Origin of the sequence: Parvibacter caecicola, from assembly GCF_003725335.1 — a bacterium.
GTDB classification, from domain to species: domain Bacteria; phylum Actinomycetota; class Coriobacteriia; order Coriobacteriales; family Eggerthellaceae; genus Parvibacter; species Parvibacter caecicola.
Genome location: NZ_QIBY01000003.1, coordinates 90,287 through 107,299, shown reverse-complemented (window position 1 = coordinate 107,299; position 17,013 = coordinate 90,287). Strand labels below are relative to the sequence as shown.

The window sequence follows — 17,013 nt, the reverse complement described above, 5'->3', positions numbered from 1 at the left end:
AAGGAGGAGCAATGAAGGGATTAACGGTTACTCGCCGCACCTTCGCAAAGATGGCTGCTGTTACCGTTGCCGCCACGGGTTTGAGCGCGGCGGTGGCAAGCACATCGTTTGCCGAGGGGCAGCAGCGCTCGGATGCGGGCGCGGGCATCACGCGGGTGCGCACCTGCTGTCGCGGTTGCGGCAAGATGGAATGCGGCGTTTGGGTGACGGTGGAAAACGGCCGCGCGGTGAAAGTGGAGGGCGATACCAGCTGCTTCACCTCCGGCGGCAACTGCTGCGCGAAATCGCAGTCATCCATCCAGGCGGCCTATCACCCCGACCGCATTCTGCATCCGCTCAAGCGCACTAACGCCAAGGATTCCGATGTGGCCGAATGGCAGCGTATCACATGGGACGAGGCCTATTCCACGATGGCCCAAAAGTACCAGGAGCTTATCGACAAGTACGGCGGCCCCTCCATCATGATGATGTCGGGCACGTCCCGTTGCTGGTGCATGGGCTCTTACGGCGTGTTCCGCATCCTCTTTGAGTCGCCGAACTCCGTTCACCCATACCAGGTGTGCAAGGGGCCCCGCCACTTCGCCACCCTTATGAATTCCGCTTACGCCTTCAGCTGGCAGGCCACTACTGACCAGCCCCGTGTGATGGTGCGCTGGGGCGGATCAACCGAAATGTCGAACTATGACGACTCGTGCCGCATGACGGTAGACGCCGCCAAAAACGCCGATGAGTTCATCACGGTAGACCCGCGCCTTACCAACCTGGGCAAGGAATCCACTATTTGGCAGAACCTGTATCCCCAGACCGATGGCGCATTGGCACTTTCCTGGATGAACGTCATCATCGAGAACGATCTGTACGATGTGCCCTTCGTGAAGAAATGGACCGATGCCCCCTTCTTGGTGGTAGAGGACATGCAGCCCAGCCCTGGCCCCTTTGGCGCAAAATTCCAGGTGGGCGTCTTCCAAACCATGACGCGTTTGCTCACGGAGTCTGACTTGCGCCCCGATGGCAGCCCCTTCCGAATGATGTGCTGGGACACGATAGGCAATCGCCTCACCTATTATGATGCTCAAACTGGTCAATGGGAGGGCCAGACTTGGGAGATGAAACTGGTGGGTCGCGAGCCGCAGCAAAAAGGCATGTATCCCGGCGTTTCCCAAGGCTTCTGCCCCGAGCAATCGGGCTTTACTGCCGATGATGGCTTTGTGCAGGAAATTGACCCAGCTTTGGAAGGGTCTTATCAAGTGACCCTGGCCGATGGCACCACCCACACCGCAGTGCCGGTATGGGAGCTGTTCAAGGCGCGCTGCGCTGAGTTCTCGCCGGAAAAGGCTGCCGAGATTACGGGCATCGCTGCCGACCAAATCGAGCTAGCGGCCAAAACTTACGCTACCCGTCTTGACCCCGAGAGCGGCTATGGCAACGGCGGTATCGGTTACATGCTCGCCATCGAGCACGGTTGCAATGCCATCCAGAACTCCCGCGCGCTGGACTGCCTGGTGGGCATTACCGGCAACTGGGACACGCCGGCGGGAAACCGTGGCGGCACCACTTGCTTCCTGAGCCCCCAGCAGGTGAATTTCGGCGGCAACGTTACCATGGGCGGCGGCCGTGAGAACACCAGCGGATTCGGCGAAGACGTGATTGCGAAGACGGCCGGATATCAGGACTTCCCCGTTATGCACTGGTGGCAGTACTGGGCCGATGCCAATGCCTGCTACGAGCAGATTCAAACCAGCGACCCTTATCCCATTCGCGGCGGCATTGCCCAGTCGGGCGACTTCATGAACATGGCCAATTCACTGTACAACTACGAGTCGATGCGCAGCCTGGATTTCTTCGTGGTGTCGGATTTCTGGCACACTCCTTTGGCCGACGTGGCTGACATCATCGTGCCCTGCGCCCATTGGCTGGAGGCCAACGCCACGCGTCCTTCCCAGGGTTCGTCCGGTGGCATGGGCCTGAACGTCCAGTGCGTCGAACGGCCGGGCGAAGTGAAATACGACGTGGTGTTTAACATCGAGCTGTTCAAGGCCATGGGCGTGCCCTTCTCCGCTGACTCCGAAAATCCCTGGCCCACCGAGGAGGAGTACTGCGACTGGTTTGTGCAGGCTTCCGGTATGAAGTGGACTTGGGCCGAGGTGGTAAAGCAGTTCCAGGAAAATGGCTGGTGGGACTGCAAAGAGATGACCATGAAATCGCTGGCGGGCGATCCGGACGGTTGGCTGGAGTATGGCGGCACCTGGGGCCTGTACCGCCGCTACGAACTGGGAATGCTGCGCCCCGATGGGCTGCCGGGCTTCCAGACGCCTACGGGTAAGATGGAGCTGTGGAATACCACCATGGAGACGTTCTACAGCCCGGAGTCGAGCCGCTATTACAGTGACGACGATGCCGCTCGTGATATTCTGCCCGACTGGCGCACGCCTCCGCTGTCCTTCAGCGCAGCGCCCGAGCTGGAAGGGGAGTACCCGCTCATTTGCAACACCGGCCGCCGCATTCCGGTGTACTTCCACAGCGAACACCGCCAGCTGCCCTGGTGCCGCGAGCAGTGGCCGTGCCCCCGTGTGGAAATCCATCCCGAGGATGCCGAGAAGTACGGCATCGAGCAGGGCGATTGGGTTTGGATCGAAAACGAGAATGGCAAGATTCGCCAGGTGGCCGATATTTATGCGGGAATCGAATCCGGCGTAATCAACTGCGAGCACCAATGGTGGTATCCGGAGCTGCCTCAGGCCGACCACGGCTTCCAGCTTTCAGGCGTGAATTGCCTGGTAACTCGCGAGCTGCGCGACCGCCATTGCGCTGCCACGTATTTGCGCGCCTATCCGGTGAAGATCTACAAGGCCACGCCTGAGAATTCGCCATTTGGCAACCCTGTGCCCTGCGGCAACGATGGCACCGAGATTATCCACGATGCGAGCGATCCGCGCCTGAAGGAATGGGCGAAGCTCGTGTACGGCGGGGAGGAGTAAATCATGACCCAGTACGCAATTGCCACCGACCTCAATCGTTGCGTCGGATGCCTGGGCTGCGTTGTGGCCTGCAAGGTAGTCAACGGGGTGGATGTGGGGTCCTTCTGGAACAAAGTGCTGCGCATCGGGCCCTTCGACAAGCCGGAGAAGGCCAGTTGGGAAGACGTGTCGATGTATTTTCTTCCCGTGCAGTGCCAGCACTGCGAAAACCCTGCCTGTGTGAGCGTGTGCCCTACCGAGGCCTCCCGCAAGCTGGATGACGGTACGGTGCAGATTGACAAGGAGAAATGCATCGGTTGCCAGTTCTGCGCCATGGCCTGCCCTTACAACGTGCGCTACCTGAACGAAGAAGAGCGAGTAGTGGAGAAGTGCACCCTGTGCGAGCAGAAGATAGCCCAAGGGGAGTTGCCCCAGTGCGTGGCCCAGTGTGGCGCCCGCGCCCGTTTCTTCGGCGACTTAGAGCAAGGGTTGGATAGCTTTGCCGGTGCCGGCCGCGTGGGGCATGGGGGCGATGTGGGTTACGATGCGGTGCTCACCACCTTCACCACCCTTGGCGAACTGTGCGAGGATTATTCCGATGCCGACGTTCACCATTTGCCTAATGCAGGTAACGATCCCAGCTTCGTATACATTTTGCGCAACGCCGAATGGAAGGGCGAAAAGTAGCAAAATCGGTGGGATGGCCGCTTCCCCCAATCCCCCTTGCAATCATAGGCGGCCATCCGGTTTAGTTAAAGGCCCCGCGGCATGGTGCTGCGGGGCCTTTGGTTGTGGCGGTTGGGAAGGGCCGTTACTTTTGGCGCAGGGCGCGGGCGGCTTCTTCCCGTTGGCGGCAGAGGTCGGCCCATTTCGGCATTTTCTCCAGCGCGCCAGCTAGCTCGGACAGCGCCTCGGGGATGTCGATGCCCTGGGGGCACAGGCGGCTGCAGCGGCGGCAATCGATACAATCGGCGGCCCGGTGCTCCTCTTCCACGGCGTCCATCTGCATCGACACGGTGAAGCTGCTGGCGAATTGCAGGTCGTTGTAGGTGGCCAGCATCATGGGGATGTCTATTTGCTTCGGGCACGTGTCCACGCAGTAGCGGCACGCCGTGCAGGGCACGCCGCCTTTCAGGGTTTCCGCCACTTCCAGCAGCGCGGCGGCTTCGACGGCGGCCAGCGGTTGGCGTTCGGCGAAGATGCGGCAGTTGTCCTGCACCTGCTCCAGGTTGCTCATGCCGCTCAGCACCACCTTCACGTTGCCGAGCCCTTGCAGCCATCGGAACGACCACTCCACCGCGCTGCGCCCGGCCGCGGCCGTTTCCAACGCATCCATCTGCGCCGGTTCCAGTTGGGCAAGCCGGCCCCCGCGCAGTGGCTCCATCACCACCACCGGCACCCCGGCGTTTTCCAGCATCGCGCACTTTTCCTCGGCCCGCTGCAAGGTCCAGTCCAGATAGTTCAGCTGAATCTGGCAGAACTCAAAGATGTTCTCGCCGGCGAACAGCGCGGCCACTTCAGGGGCCTTCTCCTTCAGCGCGGCGTACTTGCGGGCGCCGTAATCCAGGAACGCAGCCAGGTTGTCGGGGCGCCCGTGGCTGGAAAAGCCCAGATGGGAGATGCGCCCCAGCCGCTTTTGCTCCGCAAAGTAGTCGGCGATGCCCCATTTCTCATCGGTGTACACGTCAATGGAGTTCTCGTACACGTTGTGCAGCAGGTAGAAATCGAAGTGGCCCACCCCGCACTTGGCCAGTTGCTCCTCGAAGATCTGTGCCGGGTTGTAGCTGTCGGCAATCTGGTGGCCAGGATACTTGTCCGCCAGGTAGTAGCTGTCGCGCGGATAGCGGGCTAGGCTTTTGCCCAGCGCCACTTCCGAGAGGCCGTCGTGGTAGGGGTAGGCGGTGTCGAAGTAGTTCACACCGCTGGCAATGGCGGTGTCCACCATGGCGTCCAGCGCTGGCTGGTCGATGGCCGCCTGGTCGCTGTCCACCACCGGCAGTCGCATGGCGCCAAAGCCCAGCAGGCCAACGGCGCTTCCCAGGAATTCGTCGTAAATCATGTGCTTCCCCTTTGCCTCTCGCGCAGTTGTGCGTTCGGGCAATATGGTAGCCCATGGGCCGCTTTTGGGGAACTGACGGGAGGTTCGCGGGCGTGAACCCAGGGCTTTGCACTCGCGTGGGTGACGGGGCGCTGCGCCCTACAGCAGGCTGGTGCCCACGCACCCGGCCATGGCAATGCAGAAAGCCACCACGATTACGGTTCCCAACATAAATCCCAGCATGGCGCTCTCCTTTCCTCGGTAACCTGTTAAGGGCAGTATGGCAGCCCTGCCTTACTGGTGCGCTGCATGGGAATTACAATGCCGTAAGTTACGGCCGCGGCATCTGCCGGGCGTTCCGCGCGGCTATTTGTTTGGGAAGGAATGAGCGATGGCAAAGATCGTGGTAACTGATAGCGATTTCGGAGATTCCCAGTTCGAGCGCGAGATGGTGGAGGCGGCGGGCATCCAATTCGCCGCGTTCAACGGCGAAGAGGCCCGCAGCCCGCAGCAGATCATCGCCCATCTGAAGGGGGCCGACGGCGCCATAACTTCCTACGGCAGCTACACCGCCGAGGTGTTTCAGGCGCTGCCGGGGCTGAAGGTGGTCAGCAAAACCGGCACGGGGGTGGACAACATCGACGTGGCGGCCGCCACCGCCAACGGCACGGTGGTGTGCAACGTGCCCGGGTATGGCACCGAGGTGGTGTCCGACCACGCCATCGCGCTTGCGCTGTGCGTGCTGCGCCGCATCAACGAGATTGACGCCGACATGCGCGCCGGCATCTGGGATTTCCGCAGGCACCGGCCGTTGGGCCAGGTGAGCGGCCGTTCGTTTGGCGTGGTGGGCTACGGCCACATCGGCCAGGCGGTGGCGCGCAAGGCGAAGGGGCTGGGATTCAACGTGGTGGTGTGGGACCGCAAGGGGCAGCCCGGCACCACTACGCCGGAGGGCTTTCCCTACATGGCGCTTGACGCCCTCATCGCCCAGGCGGATGTGGTCAGCTTCCATACGGCACTGGTGCCGGAAACTCACCATCTGCTGAACGCCCAGCGCATCGCCACCATGAAGCCGGATGCCGTTGTGATCAACACCTCGCGCGGGGCGGTGGTGGACACCGATGCCCTGGCCCAGGCGCTGCGGCAGGGGAGGCTGTGGGGCGCTGGCCTGGACGTATTCGAGGAGGAGCCGGTGTCGCCGGATGCCGCCATTTGCCACGCGCCGCATACGGTACTCACATCTCATGCCGCTTACTGGAGCGAGGAGTCGGCGGTGGAGCTGCGGCGCCGCTGCACCCAAAACGCCATCGACGTAGTGCTGGGCCGCCGCCCCGAGAGCTCCGTGAATTAAGGGCTGCAGCTGCGGTGCCCCACCCGGTTACAGATCCCGCTCTCTAGCCGGGCAGCCGGGGCCGGTTCGGGCGAGGGCCGTGCTTGGGAATCGCAGCTGCTTCGGCTTATTCCACCGGGAGGTTCTTCGCCGTCCAGTCGTTCATGCTGCCGGAGTACAGCTCCACTCCTGTGAAGCCTTTGTCCGCCAGGGTGTCGGCTGCCAGGCCGGCGTGCAGCCCGGTTTGGCAGTACAGCACCACATCGTCGCCGGGGGCAACCCCGGCCGCTTCCACAGCGGCCACAATTTCATCGTCGGGCACCATCGACCCGTTTTTGGGCACCACCAGCGGCACGCTTATGGCGCCGGGGATGTGGCCTTCCTCGTACATAAAGGCGGGCCGTACGTCCACCAGGGGCACTTGCTGCGCCTGGGCCTCCTCCACGCGCGCGCTGTCTATAACGGTAACGGTCTGGTTGCTTGCCATGAGGGCTCCTTTCGCTTCGTCCCCATCGGCGCAACGTGGCGCGACCGCTGGGGCATCGGGGCATGCTGATGCATGGTTTTACCGCACCGCCCGCTCCGCGCATCCTCAATCTTTTGCGCCGTAAGGGTGAAGCCCCCATACCGTTACGCGTCGTTCATGCGCGTTTTGCCACATCCTCGTTTTTTTGACGCCTGCTGTCACGGAAATGAGGATATGGCAAAAAACCGAGCGGAAAATTGCCACATCCTCTCGTTTTGTGCGAAATCTGCAGCGAAAACGAGGATGTGGCAAAAACAGGGACCCGAAATTGCCATATCCTCGAAAATGTGACACGGGCCGTCAAAAAAACGAGGATGTGGCAATTTCGCGGCCCGATGGCCGGTGCGTGGTGCTTGGAGGCTGGGGCGCGGCGGCGGGGAGTGGGGGAACGTGTGGCGGAGCGCGGTGCCGGGGCGATACGGTGCCGCCCGGCGGGCGAAGTGCGCTGGCTGATGGCGGCGCGTGCTGGTGCGCTACAGGGGCAGTTCGAACATGTCTAGTTGCACGGTGCCGAGGTCGTCGTAAAACACGGGGAAGGTGCCTACGTTGGTGAAGCCCAGTTTCTCATAGAGGCCGTGGGAGCGCACGTTGTCCACGAAGGTGTCCAGCCGCAACGCCTTCAGGCCTTCGGCGCGGCTGGTGGCGATGGCCGCCTCCATCAGCTCCCGAGCGAAGCCGTTGCCGTGATAGGCGGGCAGCGTGGCCACCGCGTGCACGATGCCCGCTTCGCCATCGGTCACTGTCACGCGCCAAGGCACTTGCTGGTAGCCGTCGGCTGGCGTGCGGTCCACCACCAGGGCGCTGGCGATGTTTCCGTCTTCGGCAATGCCCAGGTACAGGTAGCCGTGCTCTACCGATTCCCGCAGGAAGGCGTGGGAAGGATGCACATCGTGCTTCCACAGCACGTCGAAGTCGGTGCCGGCCATCTCGTCGATCATGCGGGCGTAGAAGTCGATGACGGCATCGGTATTGGCGGTGGTTGCCTTGCGGACGGTGAGGTTGGCCATGGTCTCTCCTTCGTTTTCGTGAGGGCTTCCCCTTATGAGCTGGCGAAGTGGCGCTTCGGTTGCCGGCGGCCATGGGGACAGCGGCTCTTCTTGCGTGGTTGGCGAAGTGGTGGGCTGGATGCCCCCGGCATGCCCGCCAGTGACCGCGCGGGCCGATGCTTGCCCGCGCCGCGCCGACCGCTCGATGCGAGGCGCGCCGGTGGGCCACATCGCATCGCTCGCGGCGGCCGCTTCCGCCGCGCGGAACAAGGGGCGCTCGTGCGGTTTTTCGGTTGACCGTCGCGTACCGCCGCCGGTTTCTCTCTTTCCCCTATGATAGTGCAACAAGGTTCGGTTTGCGCCGCTGGGGCCGACCATCCGCCCCCAGCGCCGCCCCGTGGTTTTTAATGGAGCGAACCAAAGAAAGGACGCCGCATGACCATAACCAAGGAAGACCTGCTGTCCATCAGCCCCGACGAACTGACGCCGGCCGCCACCGAGGCCAAGGTGGAGAAGGTGGCGGAAACGAAAGCCGCCATGCCTGCGGCCCGCTGCTTCGTGTCGGCCATGCTGGCGGGTGCCTTCATTGGTTTCGGCGCCATGTACTTCTGTACGTTTTTGGGCGATCCCACCCTGCCCTTTGGCGTGCAGCGCACTGTGGGGGGGTTGTGCTTTTGCCTAGGGCTGGTGCTGGTGCTGTGTTGCGGCGCCGAACTGTTCACCGGCAATATTCTCATGGTGTGCGCGAGGGCCTCGAAGAAAATCAGCGGCGCGGCTCTGGCCCGCAGCTGGGCGCTGGTGTGGCTGGGCAATCTGGCCGGCAGCCTGGTGGCGGTGGCGCTGGTATTTTTTGCGAACGTGCAAGGAATGAATGGCGGCGAAGTGGGGGAGGCCTTTGTGTCGGTGGCAGCCGGCAAGGTGGCGCTGGATCCGTTGACGCTTTTTGTGAAGGCCGTCATGTGCAACATTCTGGTATGCCTGGCGGTGTGGATTGGCCTTTCGGCGAAGACGGTGGCCGACAAGGTGCTGGGCATCTTGCTGCCCATTTCGGCTTTTGTGGCCTGCGGCTTCGAGCACTGCGTGGCCAACATGTTCTTCCTGCCCATGGGGTTTGCCCTGAACAGCGCCGGATTCGGTGCGGCGGGGGCCATCACAGTGGGCAGCATGGTGTGCAACATCGCGCTGGCCACGGCGGGCAACATCGTCGGCGGCGCCATCGTGGGAGCTGCCTATTGGTTCGTCTACCGCCGCAAGTAGCTTCGGAAGGTGACAAGGGGACGTACACTTTTGTCACCTCTCTCTGCCTGCGAGGCAACCCCGCTGGCTTCTTAGGCAGAGATAGAATCTCTGCCTAAGAAAGTGGGCGAGCCGCATGACGTTAACCCCGTCCCCTGTCGGCCCATGAAAAAAGAAGCAGAGATTTCTCTGCTTCTTTTTTCATGGGCCGTTGGGACTGATTTAGCGGCGGTGGGTGGCGAGCTGCCGTTGCTGGCGCAGGCGGCAACGGCTCACCAGCGCCACTGCTGCGGCCACGGCCATGGCGCCTATGACCGTGGGCAGCATCGGGCTGTCGCCAGTGCGGGGCAGTAGCTTGCCGGTATTGGTTGGATCGTCGCCCTCTGATCCGTCGCCACCCTGCGGATCGTCATCGGGGTCGTCGCCGTTGGGGTTGTCGGGCGGTGTCACCGGGTTGCGAGTGTTCACGAAATTCGCTTCGTACAGGTCTTCGCCAGTCACCTCTGCACTTTGCTCGATCGCCGGCAGCACGGTGTAGCCGTCTTTGTTGCCATCGATTTCCGTCACCCGGTAGGTGGTGCCCTCGGGTACGCCCAGAATGGTAACCGCCTCGTTGTGGTGCAGCGGCAGCACCTGACCGCTCTTCACCCTGCCGGTACGGTCGGTGCCATAGAAGCTGAAACTGTCTTCGAGCGCGTTGCCATCGGGGCCGAAGAACTCCAACCGGAAGTGGAACAAATGGCGGTAATCGTTGGTGGCGAGGTTGTCGCCTTCCGCTGTCTTGCTCACTTGCAGCTTGCCCGCCTTGGGGACGTTGGTGTCAGTGTCGGTAACCACCACGGTGTTGATCAGGCTGAACAGGCTGGTAATGTCCATGTCCAGCAAGTCGTCGGCGTTGCTGTCAGAATGCTCGGGGTCGGATGGGTCGTCGTGGGCATGCAGGTTCTGCTGCACACGGGTGCGGATAAAGCCTTCGTCGGTGACGAAGAAGGGCTCGTACAGCTTGCCGCCGTCGGCATCGGACAGGCCGTAGTCGATGGTGGCGTTCTGGCCGTAGTGCAGATTCATGAAGCGGGGCACTTCAAGACCATCGGTTTCGGCCAGCAGGTCATCTTGCCATCCGGCCATGGTGAAGCTGTCAGACGCCTGCTTCTGGGCGAAGGCGGTGATGTCGCGCAGGGTGATGTTCACATCGCCATCGGCGGCGAATTTCACCATTGTCTGGGTGAGTTTGCCCACGCCGGCCATTACGCTTACGCCGTCATTGGCAACTCCGGCGTCAGCGTAGATGGAGTAAATCCCCACTTTCACAGGGATGATGGTTTCGTTTATAGTGAAACCATCCGGCGCCGAGAGCTCTTTCAAGTAGTAAGTGGCAACGGTGCCGTCGGCGCTGCCGGCTGGCCAGCTCATGTTGGCGTAGCCGTTGCCAAAGCCCTCACTGTGAAGGGTGTGGCTTTCTTCTGGCTCGAAAATAAGCATGCCTTCTTGCCCCTCAACCAGAGAGGTGACGCCCTTGGCGATGGGGGCGGTGCCGACTTTAGCAGCTTCCTCGCTTGCGAACAGGCCAAACTGCACGCCGTTCACGCGATTGCCGTTCTGGTCCACTTTCACCACGCGCAATTGCCGCTGCTCGTTGGGAATGTAGAGCACCGAACGGAAGTTGCGAATGAATTGGCGCGAGTCGAGGGGAGTGTAGCCCCGCTGGTCGTAGGTGGAGCTGGCGGTGCCGGGGTTTATGGTGTCGATCAGCTCTTGAAATTCGGGAGCGCTGGTGGAGTTGGTGTGGTTCAAGATGTTGTAGGCCATCTCGCCCAGCGCACGGTATTTCTCATCAGCGGACATGGAAGCAATTACCGCCTCTGTTTCCCCCAGGGTCTTCGCTAGCGCTTCGGGGGTGATGATGGCATAGAACATGCGCATGTCGCCCTCGGGGTTGGTGTTCAGATAACGGTCGGCGCGGCCGGGCAGGTTCTCCAGTGTGGCGGTGAGGCGTTTCGATTCGTTGTCCCAGTTCAGGTGCCATGCTTGACCGTCACTGGCGTAGGCGGTTGCGGCTTGCATGAGGGCAGCCTTCAACGTAACCTCGCGGGCGGCCAGTCGGTACTGGGCCGGGTCGTCTAGGTTGACGTCCTCTGGGTACTCCACTGTTTGGAAGCCGGTGAGGTTGTCGCCGTACAGAGGCAGCCATAGCTTGTTGCCCGTTTGCTTTTTCAACATGGGTACGGTAACTACCAGGCCGTTCTTTTGCGTCTCTTCGGAAACGGGCGGGGTGCCGGGGATGTACTCCACCAAGCCGCCGTCTTCGCCGACTTGCCCGTAGAAGGTGGATCCGGTGATGCCGTTAACGTAGCTGTTGAAACTGGCGTAGGCGCCAGTTTGGTAGCGGTTGTTCACTATGAGAATGGTGCGTTCGGGATCGAAGCGCACCAGCATATCAGTGGGCAGAGGCTTGTATCCGTCAGGTGCTTTCTTTTCCCGCAGGATGTACAGCAGCCCCTCCTGGGTGTCGGCGTTGTAGCGATCGGCAAAATTGAAGGGCTCCAGCTTGTCGCCGCGAGAGGTTACGTTGTCCACGAACTTCGCCTCGCCGTTTGCGTCGGTGGTGACGGTGGCTTCCAGCTTTTTAGGGGTCACGTCGGCAAGTTCAACCGTGCTGGCGTTCTGGGCGTTGATTCCGGCGGGGGTTTCCACCGAGTACAGCTCAAACTCGGCTCCTTCCAGCGGTTTTCCGTCTTGGTCTACTTTCTTAATCTGCTGGTACAGTGCCTGCTGCAGGTTGAAGCGAACAGCGATGGACGAGTCGTAGTTGCCACGCTCAAGGTAGAACATCTTCAAGGTGTGAGAGGTGCTGGAGGCGAAGGCGTTGCCGTTCCACTGGGTGCCGTCAGCCTTGCCAGCGCGGGTGAACATGTCTTTGATGGTGGTCTTGATTACGGGCTCGGTGATGTAGTTGCCGTCGGCATCGTAAATCTTGCCATTGGAGTTGAAGGCAGTGCCCAGGTTCACATCGCCAGTGGAAAAGTCGATGGTTCCATACAGCTCCGAATGGATGCCGCCCAAATCCAGCACCAGCACGTCGTCGATGAACACCCACACGTCGTCATCGCCAACGAATTCGAAGGTCATGGGCTTGCCGCCTACCAGGCCTTTTACCGGCTGGCGGAAATTGGTTTCCATGGTCATGCCCAAGTGATGGTCGGCGAAGGGCTTGCTGGCGGCGGTTTCTTCATAGCTGTTGCTGGCGTTAAGCAGGTTGACCAGCTTGCCGTCTTTTTCGCTGAAAACATCGGCAGCTTTGTTGAAAGGGAAGAAGTTGCCGACGCTGTCGGTGCCGTCGGTACGCAGGCCGGCGGGAGCGTCGTAAAGCACGAAATGGCCACTGCTGGCTTCGCCGTCGATGGTGGTGGGCGCATTTACGAATTCTGCGAAGTTGTCGCGCATGTTGTAGTAGTAATAGCCTTCGTCGTCCACCTGGAACAGGCCGGTGACGTTGCTGTAGGACTTCTTGCCGCCGTGGGGTACGGCGGGGTCGAACAAGTATTTCAGCGACAGTTGTTCGGGGGTAAGGGTATAGGTGCCGTCTTCGCCGTTGTCGCTGGAATCAAGCCCCGGTTTCACCACGCGCGCCTGTACCGCCTTGCTGACGTTGGTGGCTTTGACGGGATTGAATCTGGGGTTTTCGAATGTTCCTTGTCCGCTGGCCTGGAAATCGGGACCCGCATTCCAGTAAATCATTTCTTTGTAGGGGATTCCGCCGGACGTTAGCGTACGCCATGCCGTGGAGTACAGGGGCGGATTGGAGTTGTAACCGCCCAGCTCAGCGCCGTTGGGGCCCACGGAGGTTTCGTCGTCGTTGATGCTGGGATAGCCGTCGGTGAGCAGCGGCGCCACAATGTTCTGCATGCCGGGACGTTCGAGGGCAATGTCGCCATAAGACGCCACAATACCTTGGTTCCAGTAACCCAGGTGGCGCATGCCGTCGCCGAAAGTGAGCAAGTGTCCGTAATTGATGCCGGTGGAGTTGTTTAGCCAGGTTTGATAGTTAACGGCGGGTGTGGCATTGCCAGTGGCGCTGATGGTGTCACTACCGTTGAGGTCGGGGCGCCAGCTGCTATCGCGGAAAACGCCGGTGCTGTAGTTGAACAGGTTGACCACGGTGTTTTCGGGGTTTACGCCCTCCACCACGTGCTTGGCAAGCGCTGCATCGGAGATGCTTCGGGCGGAAGTGCGGGCACTTGGGCTTTCGTCCCCGTCGCTCAAGTCGGTGACAGCAGGGATGTCGAGAATGGTCTCGTCTTCGTCAGGAACCTCATTCGCTTTGGCTTCTTCGGCTCCGATGGCTTCGCCCTCATCTTGCGGTTGACTTTGCTCCCCGGAATCGGAATTTAACGAATGGGGGGGGGTCTGCGCAAATTCGTTGCCAGTGGTTTCGTCGGCTTCGTTCATAAGCACGTCGCTGATGGGGGTTTCGAATTCGTCGGCTGCTGGTTCCGCGAACGCCGGCAGCCCGGCGGCGCCGAACAACGATAGCGCCAATGTGAGAGAAACCACCACCGACAAAGCTTGGGTAGTGCGGTGTTTCTTGTGCTTCCAGTTCCGTGAAATGATGTGCGTTTCGGACATGCGTGCTCCTCTGAGTAGTGCAGCCGCCCTCTGTCTATAGCCCCCAGACTAGGGCGGGAGAATCTTAGGGCAGATGCTAGCGCAAACGCATGCCGAGAAAAACCCCTTTTTTTGGTAAAAGTGCAGATAAAAGCCGTTTTTGCCCGTAAAATTCGGGGGGGGGGGCTTCTCAGAAGCCATAAAACGATACTTTCTAGCTTGGAGTTTTAACGGGGTTTGCCATTGGCTGCAATTCGGATGTTGGTCGCGAGCCCGGTGCCGGTTGCGGCGCTGGCTTGCTTTGCGCCCCTGCAGTCTATAATGGTTGTCATGCACGCATCTGAAGACAATCCGCAATCCGAATTTGCCACATCGAAGCTGGTCTCGAAAGAGCGCTACAATTTCGGGGTGGTGAGCACCGCCACCCGCAAGTCGATGCAGTCCAACAAACGGCGCGACACCAAGCCGGAAGTGAAGCTGCGCCAGCTGCTGCGGCGCATGGGCTACACCGGGTACCGCACCGATTGGGCAAAGGCGCCAGGCCGCCCGGATGTGGCGTTTCCCGGCCGCAAGCTGGCCATTTTCGTGATGGGTTGCTTTTGGCACCGCTGCCCTCAGTGCCACATGGCTGTGCCGAAGAAGAACGTGGACTACTGGGAGGCGAAGTTCGCCCGCAACATTGAACGGGACCAGCAGAACCTGCGGGATTTGGAGGCCATGGGCTGGAAGGTGCTGGTGCTGTGGGAGCATCAGCTGAAGCCGAAGCAGTTGCCGGAAACGGAGCGCATCGTGTGGCGCTTCGTCCGCCGTCCTCACGATCCGCTCGACCCGCCCGCCCGGTAGACGGCCCGGGCGCCCTTGAGGGCGAGGGCGGCGCTGTGGTTGCCCGTGGTTACCGATACGCTTTCCTTGAAACCGATTCGTTGGCGGGGCGCCGCCGCTTTTGCGTTACACTTACCCAGTGCAGAACTCGGCGAAGTGTCCACAATGCGCTCGCATCTAAGCTGCTTTGAGACGGCCATTTCGGATGGCAGATTTGAACAACTTGGTTGAGAGGAATTAAAGCATGGGCTCGTCGCTACGGATGCTGCTTGTAGTTTTATACGGCTGCGCGTTCATTGCCGGTTTCAACGAAAATCTTATGAACATGGCTCTGGTTTCCATTATGGGGCAATTTGCCATCGATGCCGTGGTGGCCCAATGGCTGGTAACGGGCTACATGATTGTGGTGACGGTGGTGGTGGCCTGTATGGCCTACCTGTACCGGCGCTTTTCACTGCGGGCGCTGTTTTTCGCGGCGGCGGCTTTGAACATCGCGGGTTCGCTGGGGGGCATGGCCTCCGGCGGTTTTGTGCCGCTGCTGCTGTTTCGCATTGTGCAGGCGCTGGGGGCGGGGGTGTTCATTCCCCTCATGATGAACGTGGTGGTGGAGCGGGTGCCCCGGCAGAACCTGGGCGCCTGTTTGGCGCTGGGCTCTTCCATGATCACCATCGGGCCGGCAACCGCCCCCATTGTGACCGGTTTTCTGGTGTCGCGGTTCGGCTGGGCCAGCGTGTTCTGCGTGCCGCTGGACTTCGGCGTGCTGTTTGCGATTCTGGGCTGGTTTGTGGTGCGCGACGAGCGCCAGCCAGTGCGGGGCCGTTTCGACGGGCTGTCGGCGCTTTTGATGGCCGGCGGCGTAACGCTGTTGTCGGTGGGGCTGGCGGCGGTGTCGTCGCAGCCCGTGGCCGGGTTGGGGGAAATGGCGCTGGCGGTGGCGTTGCTGGCGGCGTTTGCCCTGCGGCAGCAGCGGTGCAGCCACCCGCTGGTTTCCCTGAAGCCGCTGCGCTTGCGGGCGTTTTGGCCGGCGGCGGTGCTGGTGATGGTAACCATGATGACCTACTTCTCGCTTTCGGTGGTGACGCCTTTGTACTTCGAACAAGCGGCGGGCATGAGCGCTTCCATGGCGGGGCTGATGCTGCTGTTGCCGGTGTGTGCCCATGCGGGGGCCGCCGTGGTATCGGGCCGTCAGCTGGACCGGCGGGGCGAGTGGCCGCTGATGCCGCTAGGCATGGCCATCGCGCTGATGGGGCTGCTGATGATGGTGGCCGGCGCGCTGCTGCCCGTCATGCCGTTGGTAGTGGGAGGCGTTTTCCTGGGATATTTGGGCACCGGCATGCTGCTCTCCCCGTCGCAGACGGCGGGGCTGCGGCGCCTTTCGCCGCAGCTGCACTCCCACGGGGTGTCGCTGATGGGCATGGCGTTGCAGCTGGCCGCTTGCCTGGGGCCTGCTTTGTATGTGGGGGTGATGAGCTCGGTTACGGGGGCGGCCCAGCAGGCCGGCGCGCCGTTGGCCTGGGCGGCCTCGCAGGGCTTCGGCACCGCCATGGCGGTGGCGGCGGTGATTTGCGCCTGTGGCCTGGCCGCAGCTGCAGCCTACGCCGCCTTTATGCGCAAGCGCCCCTACGGAGGCCCTGAGGACGAGGCGGCTGCAGGGGAGTAGGGGCCGCCATCTGGACCAACGCCGGTTGGGCCGGATCCAGCTGCGGGCTCTTTCCTGCTGCGCCCGCGCCATCCGCGGTACGTGCAAATCCCCGGCTTCTGTCGCGATTCCTGCAACAGAAAGGGCTCTGCGCGTCCATCGCCCAGAGCCCCAATTTTGCAATGTGCCGTTCGCGCGCCTTCTCAAAGAGGAGGCTGCCCGACGGGTCTATTTCTTCGCATCCCCGTACCAGGTGCGGCCTCGCAAGATGTAGCGAAATGCCGGATTGTTACCCACATTGGGAAGCTCGTGGACATCTGCCTCTGTCCAAGGCTTGCTCGTCTCCCCAATGAGCAGGAACTCGGTGTCTTCGGAGCCCCACTTAGGTCCGCGGAACGATTCGATACCCTGATCAAGGTCGCCAAAGAAACGGGCACGGCCCTGGCACTGGCGCACGCATTCGGGCAAGTCCCCTTGGGCGGTTTTCTGCTCGCAGAGGGTGCATTTTTCCACTACCCGCTCCTCTTCGTTTAAGTAGCGCACGCCGTAAGGGCAGGCCATGGCGCAAAACTGGCAGCCGATGCACTTCTCCTTGTCCACCTGCACCGTGCCGTCGGCCAACTTGTGGCTGGCCTCGGTGGGGCACACCTCTACGCAGGCGGGGTTCTCACAATGCTGGCATCCAACGGGAATGGAATAAAACTCCACATCGGGAAATTGGCCAGAGCCGCCGGGGGTGGGCATGGGGCCGATGCGAAGCACCTTGGTCCAGTAATTCGCCAATGGAACGTTGTTGGCCATCTTGCACGAAACGCTGCAGTTTTGGCACTGCACGCAACGGTTCAGGTCGGTGACAATTGCGTATTGGGTCATC

At 61.4% G+C, this 17,013-nt stretch carries 12 protein-coding genes; 7 read left to right on the top strand and 5 right to left on the bottom strand.

Annotated elements, in window-relative coordinates:
- Nucleotides 1-11 precede the first annotated feature (11 nt).
- Together DMP11_RS03580 and DMP11_RS03575 are read left to right on the top strand one after the other, a co-directional pair.
- Nucleotides 12-2,978, top strand: a complete 2,967-nt coding sequence (locus DMP11_RS03580) for a molybdopterin-containing oxidoreductase family protein (protein ID WP_123185135.1) — start codon at nucleotides 12-14, stop codon at nucleotides 2,976-2,978.
- A gap of 3 nt (nucleotides 2,979-2,981) precedes the next feature.
- Nucleotides 2,982-3,644 carry a 4Fe-4S dicluster domain-containing protein gene (locus DMP11_RS03575; protein ID WP_123185134.1) on the top strand — a complete coding sequence of 221 codons (663 nt, stop codon included), beginning with the start codon at nucleotides 2,982-2,984 and terminating at the stop codon, nucleotides 3,642-3,644.
- 124 nt (nucleotides 3,645-3,768) lie between these two features.
- On the opposite strand, the gene DMP11_RS03570 is transcribed toward DMP11_RS03575, so the two are convergent.
- A complete protein-coding gene (locus tag DMP11_RS03570) occupies nucleotides 3,769-5,016 on the bottom strand; it encodes an aldo/keto reductase (RefSeq protein WP_123185133.1) in 1,248 nt (415 codons plus the stop codon).
- A 370-nt stretch (nucleotides 5,017-5,386) separates the two neighbouring features.
- Between DMP11_RS03570 and DMP11_RS03565 the strand changes: the two genes are divergently transcribed.
- Nucleotides 5,387-6,346 carry a C-terminal binding protein gene (locus DMP11_RS03565; protein WP_123185132.1) on the top strand — a complete coding sequence of 320 codons (960 nt, stop codon included), beginning with the start codon at nucleotides 5,387-5,389 and terminating at the stop codon, nucleotides 6,344-6,346.
- Between the two features lie 106 nt (nucleotides 6,347-6,452).
- On the opposite strand, the gene DMP11_RS03560 is transcribed toward DMP11_RS03565, so the two are convergent.
- Together DMP11_RS03560 and DMP11_RS03555 are read right to left on the bottom strand one after the other, a co-directional pair.
- Complete coding sequence (locus DMP11_RS03560) at nucleotides 6,453-6,812, bottom strand: rhodanese-like domain-containing protein (protein ID WP_123185131.1); 360 nt, start codon at nucleotides 6,810-6,812, stop codon at nucleotides 6,453-6,455.
- Nucleotides 6,813-7,324: 512 nt separating this feature from the next.
- Nucleotides 7,325-7,858 (bottom strand): GNAT family N-acetyltransferase, encoded by a 534-nt coding sequence (locus DMP11_RS03555; protein ID WP_123185130.1) that lies wholly within the window; start codon nucleotides 7,856-7,858, stop codon nucleotides 7,325-7,327.
- A 34-nt stretch (nucleotides 7,859-7,892) separates the two neighbouring features.
- Here DMP11_RS03555 and DMP11_RS10200 point away from each other — a divergent pair, with 34 nt between their 5' ends.
- The gene (locus DMP11_RS10200; RefSeq protein WP_136845461.1) at nucleotides 7,893-8,174 is read left to right on the top strand and encodes a hypothetical protein; all 282 of its coding nucleotides are present in this window, start codon (nucleotides 7,893-7,895) and stop codon (nucleotides 8,172-8,174) included.
- A 98-nt stretch (nucleotides 8,175-8,272) separates the two neighbouring features.
- The gene (locus DMP11_RS03550) at nucleotides 8,273-9,094 is read left to right on the top strand and encodes a formate/nitrite transporter family protein (RefSeq protein WP_183621472.1); all 822 of its coding nucleotides are present in this window, start codon (nucleotides 8,273-8,275) and stop codon (nucleotides 9,092-9,094) included.
- A 201-nt stretch (nucleotides 9,095-9,295) separates the two neighbouring features.
- Here the strand turns inward: DMP11_RS03550 and DMP11_RS03545 are convergent, their stop codons facing one another.
- On the bottom strand, nucleotides 9,296-13,699 hold the full coding sequence (locus tag DMP11_RS03545; RefSeq protein ID WP_123185129.1) for a DUF7601 domain-containing protein: 4,404 nt from the start codon (nucleotides 13,697-13,699) through the stop codon (nucleotides 9,296-9,298).
- A gap of 309 nt (nucleotides 13,700-14,008) precedes the next feature.
- Here DMP11_RS03545 and DMP11_RS03540 point away from each other — a divergent pair, with 309 nt between their 5' ends.
- Together DMP11_RS03540 and DMP11_RS03535 are read left to right on the top strand one after the other, a co-directional pair.
- On the top strand, nucleotides 14,009-14,521 hold the full coding sequence (locus DMP11_RS03540; RefSeq protein ID WP_211329066.1) for a very short patch repair endonuclease: 513 nt from the start codon (nucleotides 14,009-14,011) through the stop codon (nucleotides 14,519-14,521).
- A gap of 223 nt (nucleotides 14,522-14,744) precedes the next feature.
- Nucleotides 14,745-16,160, top strand: coding sequence for an MFS transporter (locus tag DMP11_RS03535; RefSeq protein ID WP_123185127.1), 1,416 nt, complete (start codon nucleotides 14,745-14,747; stop codon nucleotides 16,158-16,160).
- A 207-nt stretch (nucleotides 16,161-16,367) separates the two neighbouring features.
- Here the strand turns inward: DMP11_RS03535 and DMP11_RS03530 are convergent, their stop codons facing one another.
- Nucleotides 16,368-17,012, bottom strand: coding sequence for a 4Fe-4S dicluster domain-containing protein (locus DMP11_RS03530; protein ID WP_123185126.1), 645 nt, complete (start codon nucleotides 17,010-17,012; stop codon nucleotides 16,368-16,370).
- Nucleotide 17,013: the final 1 nt, after the last annotated feature.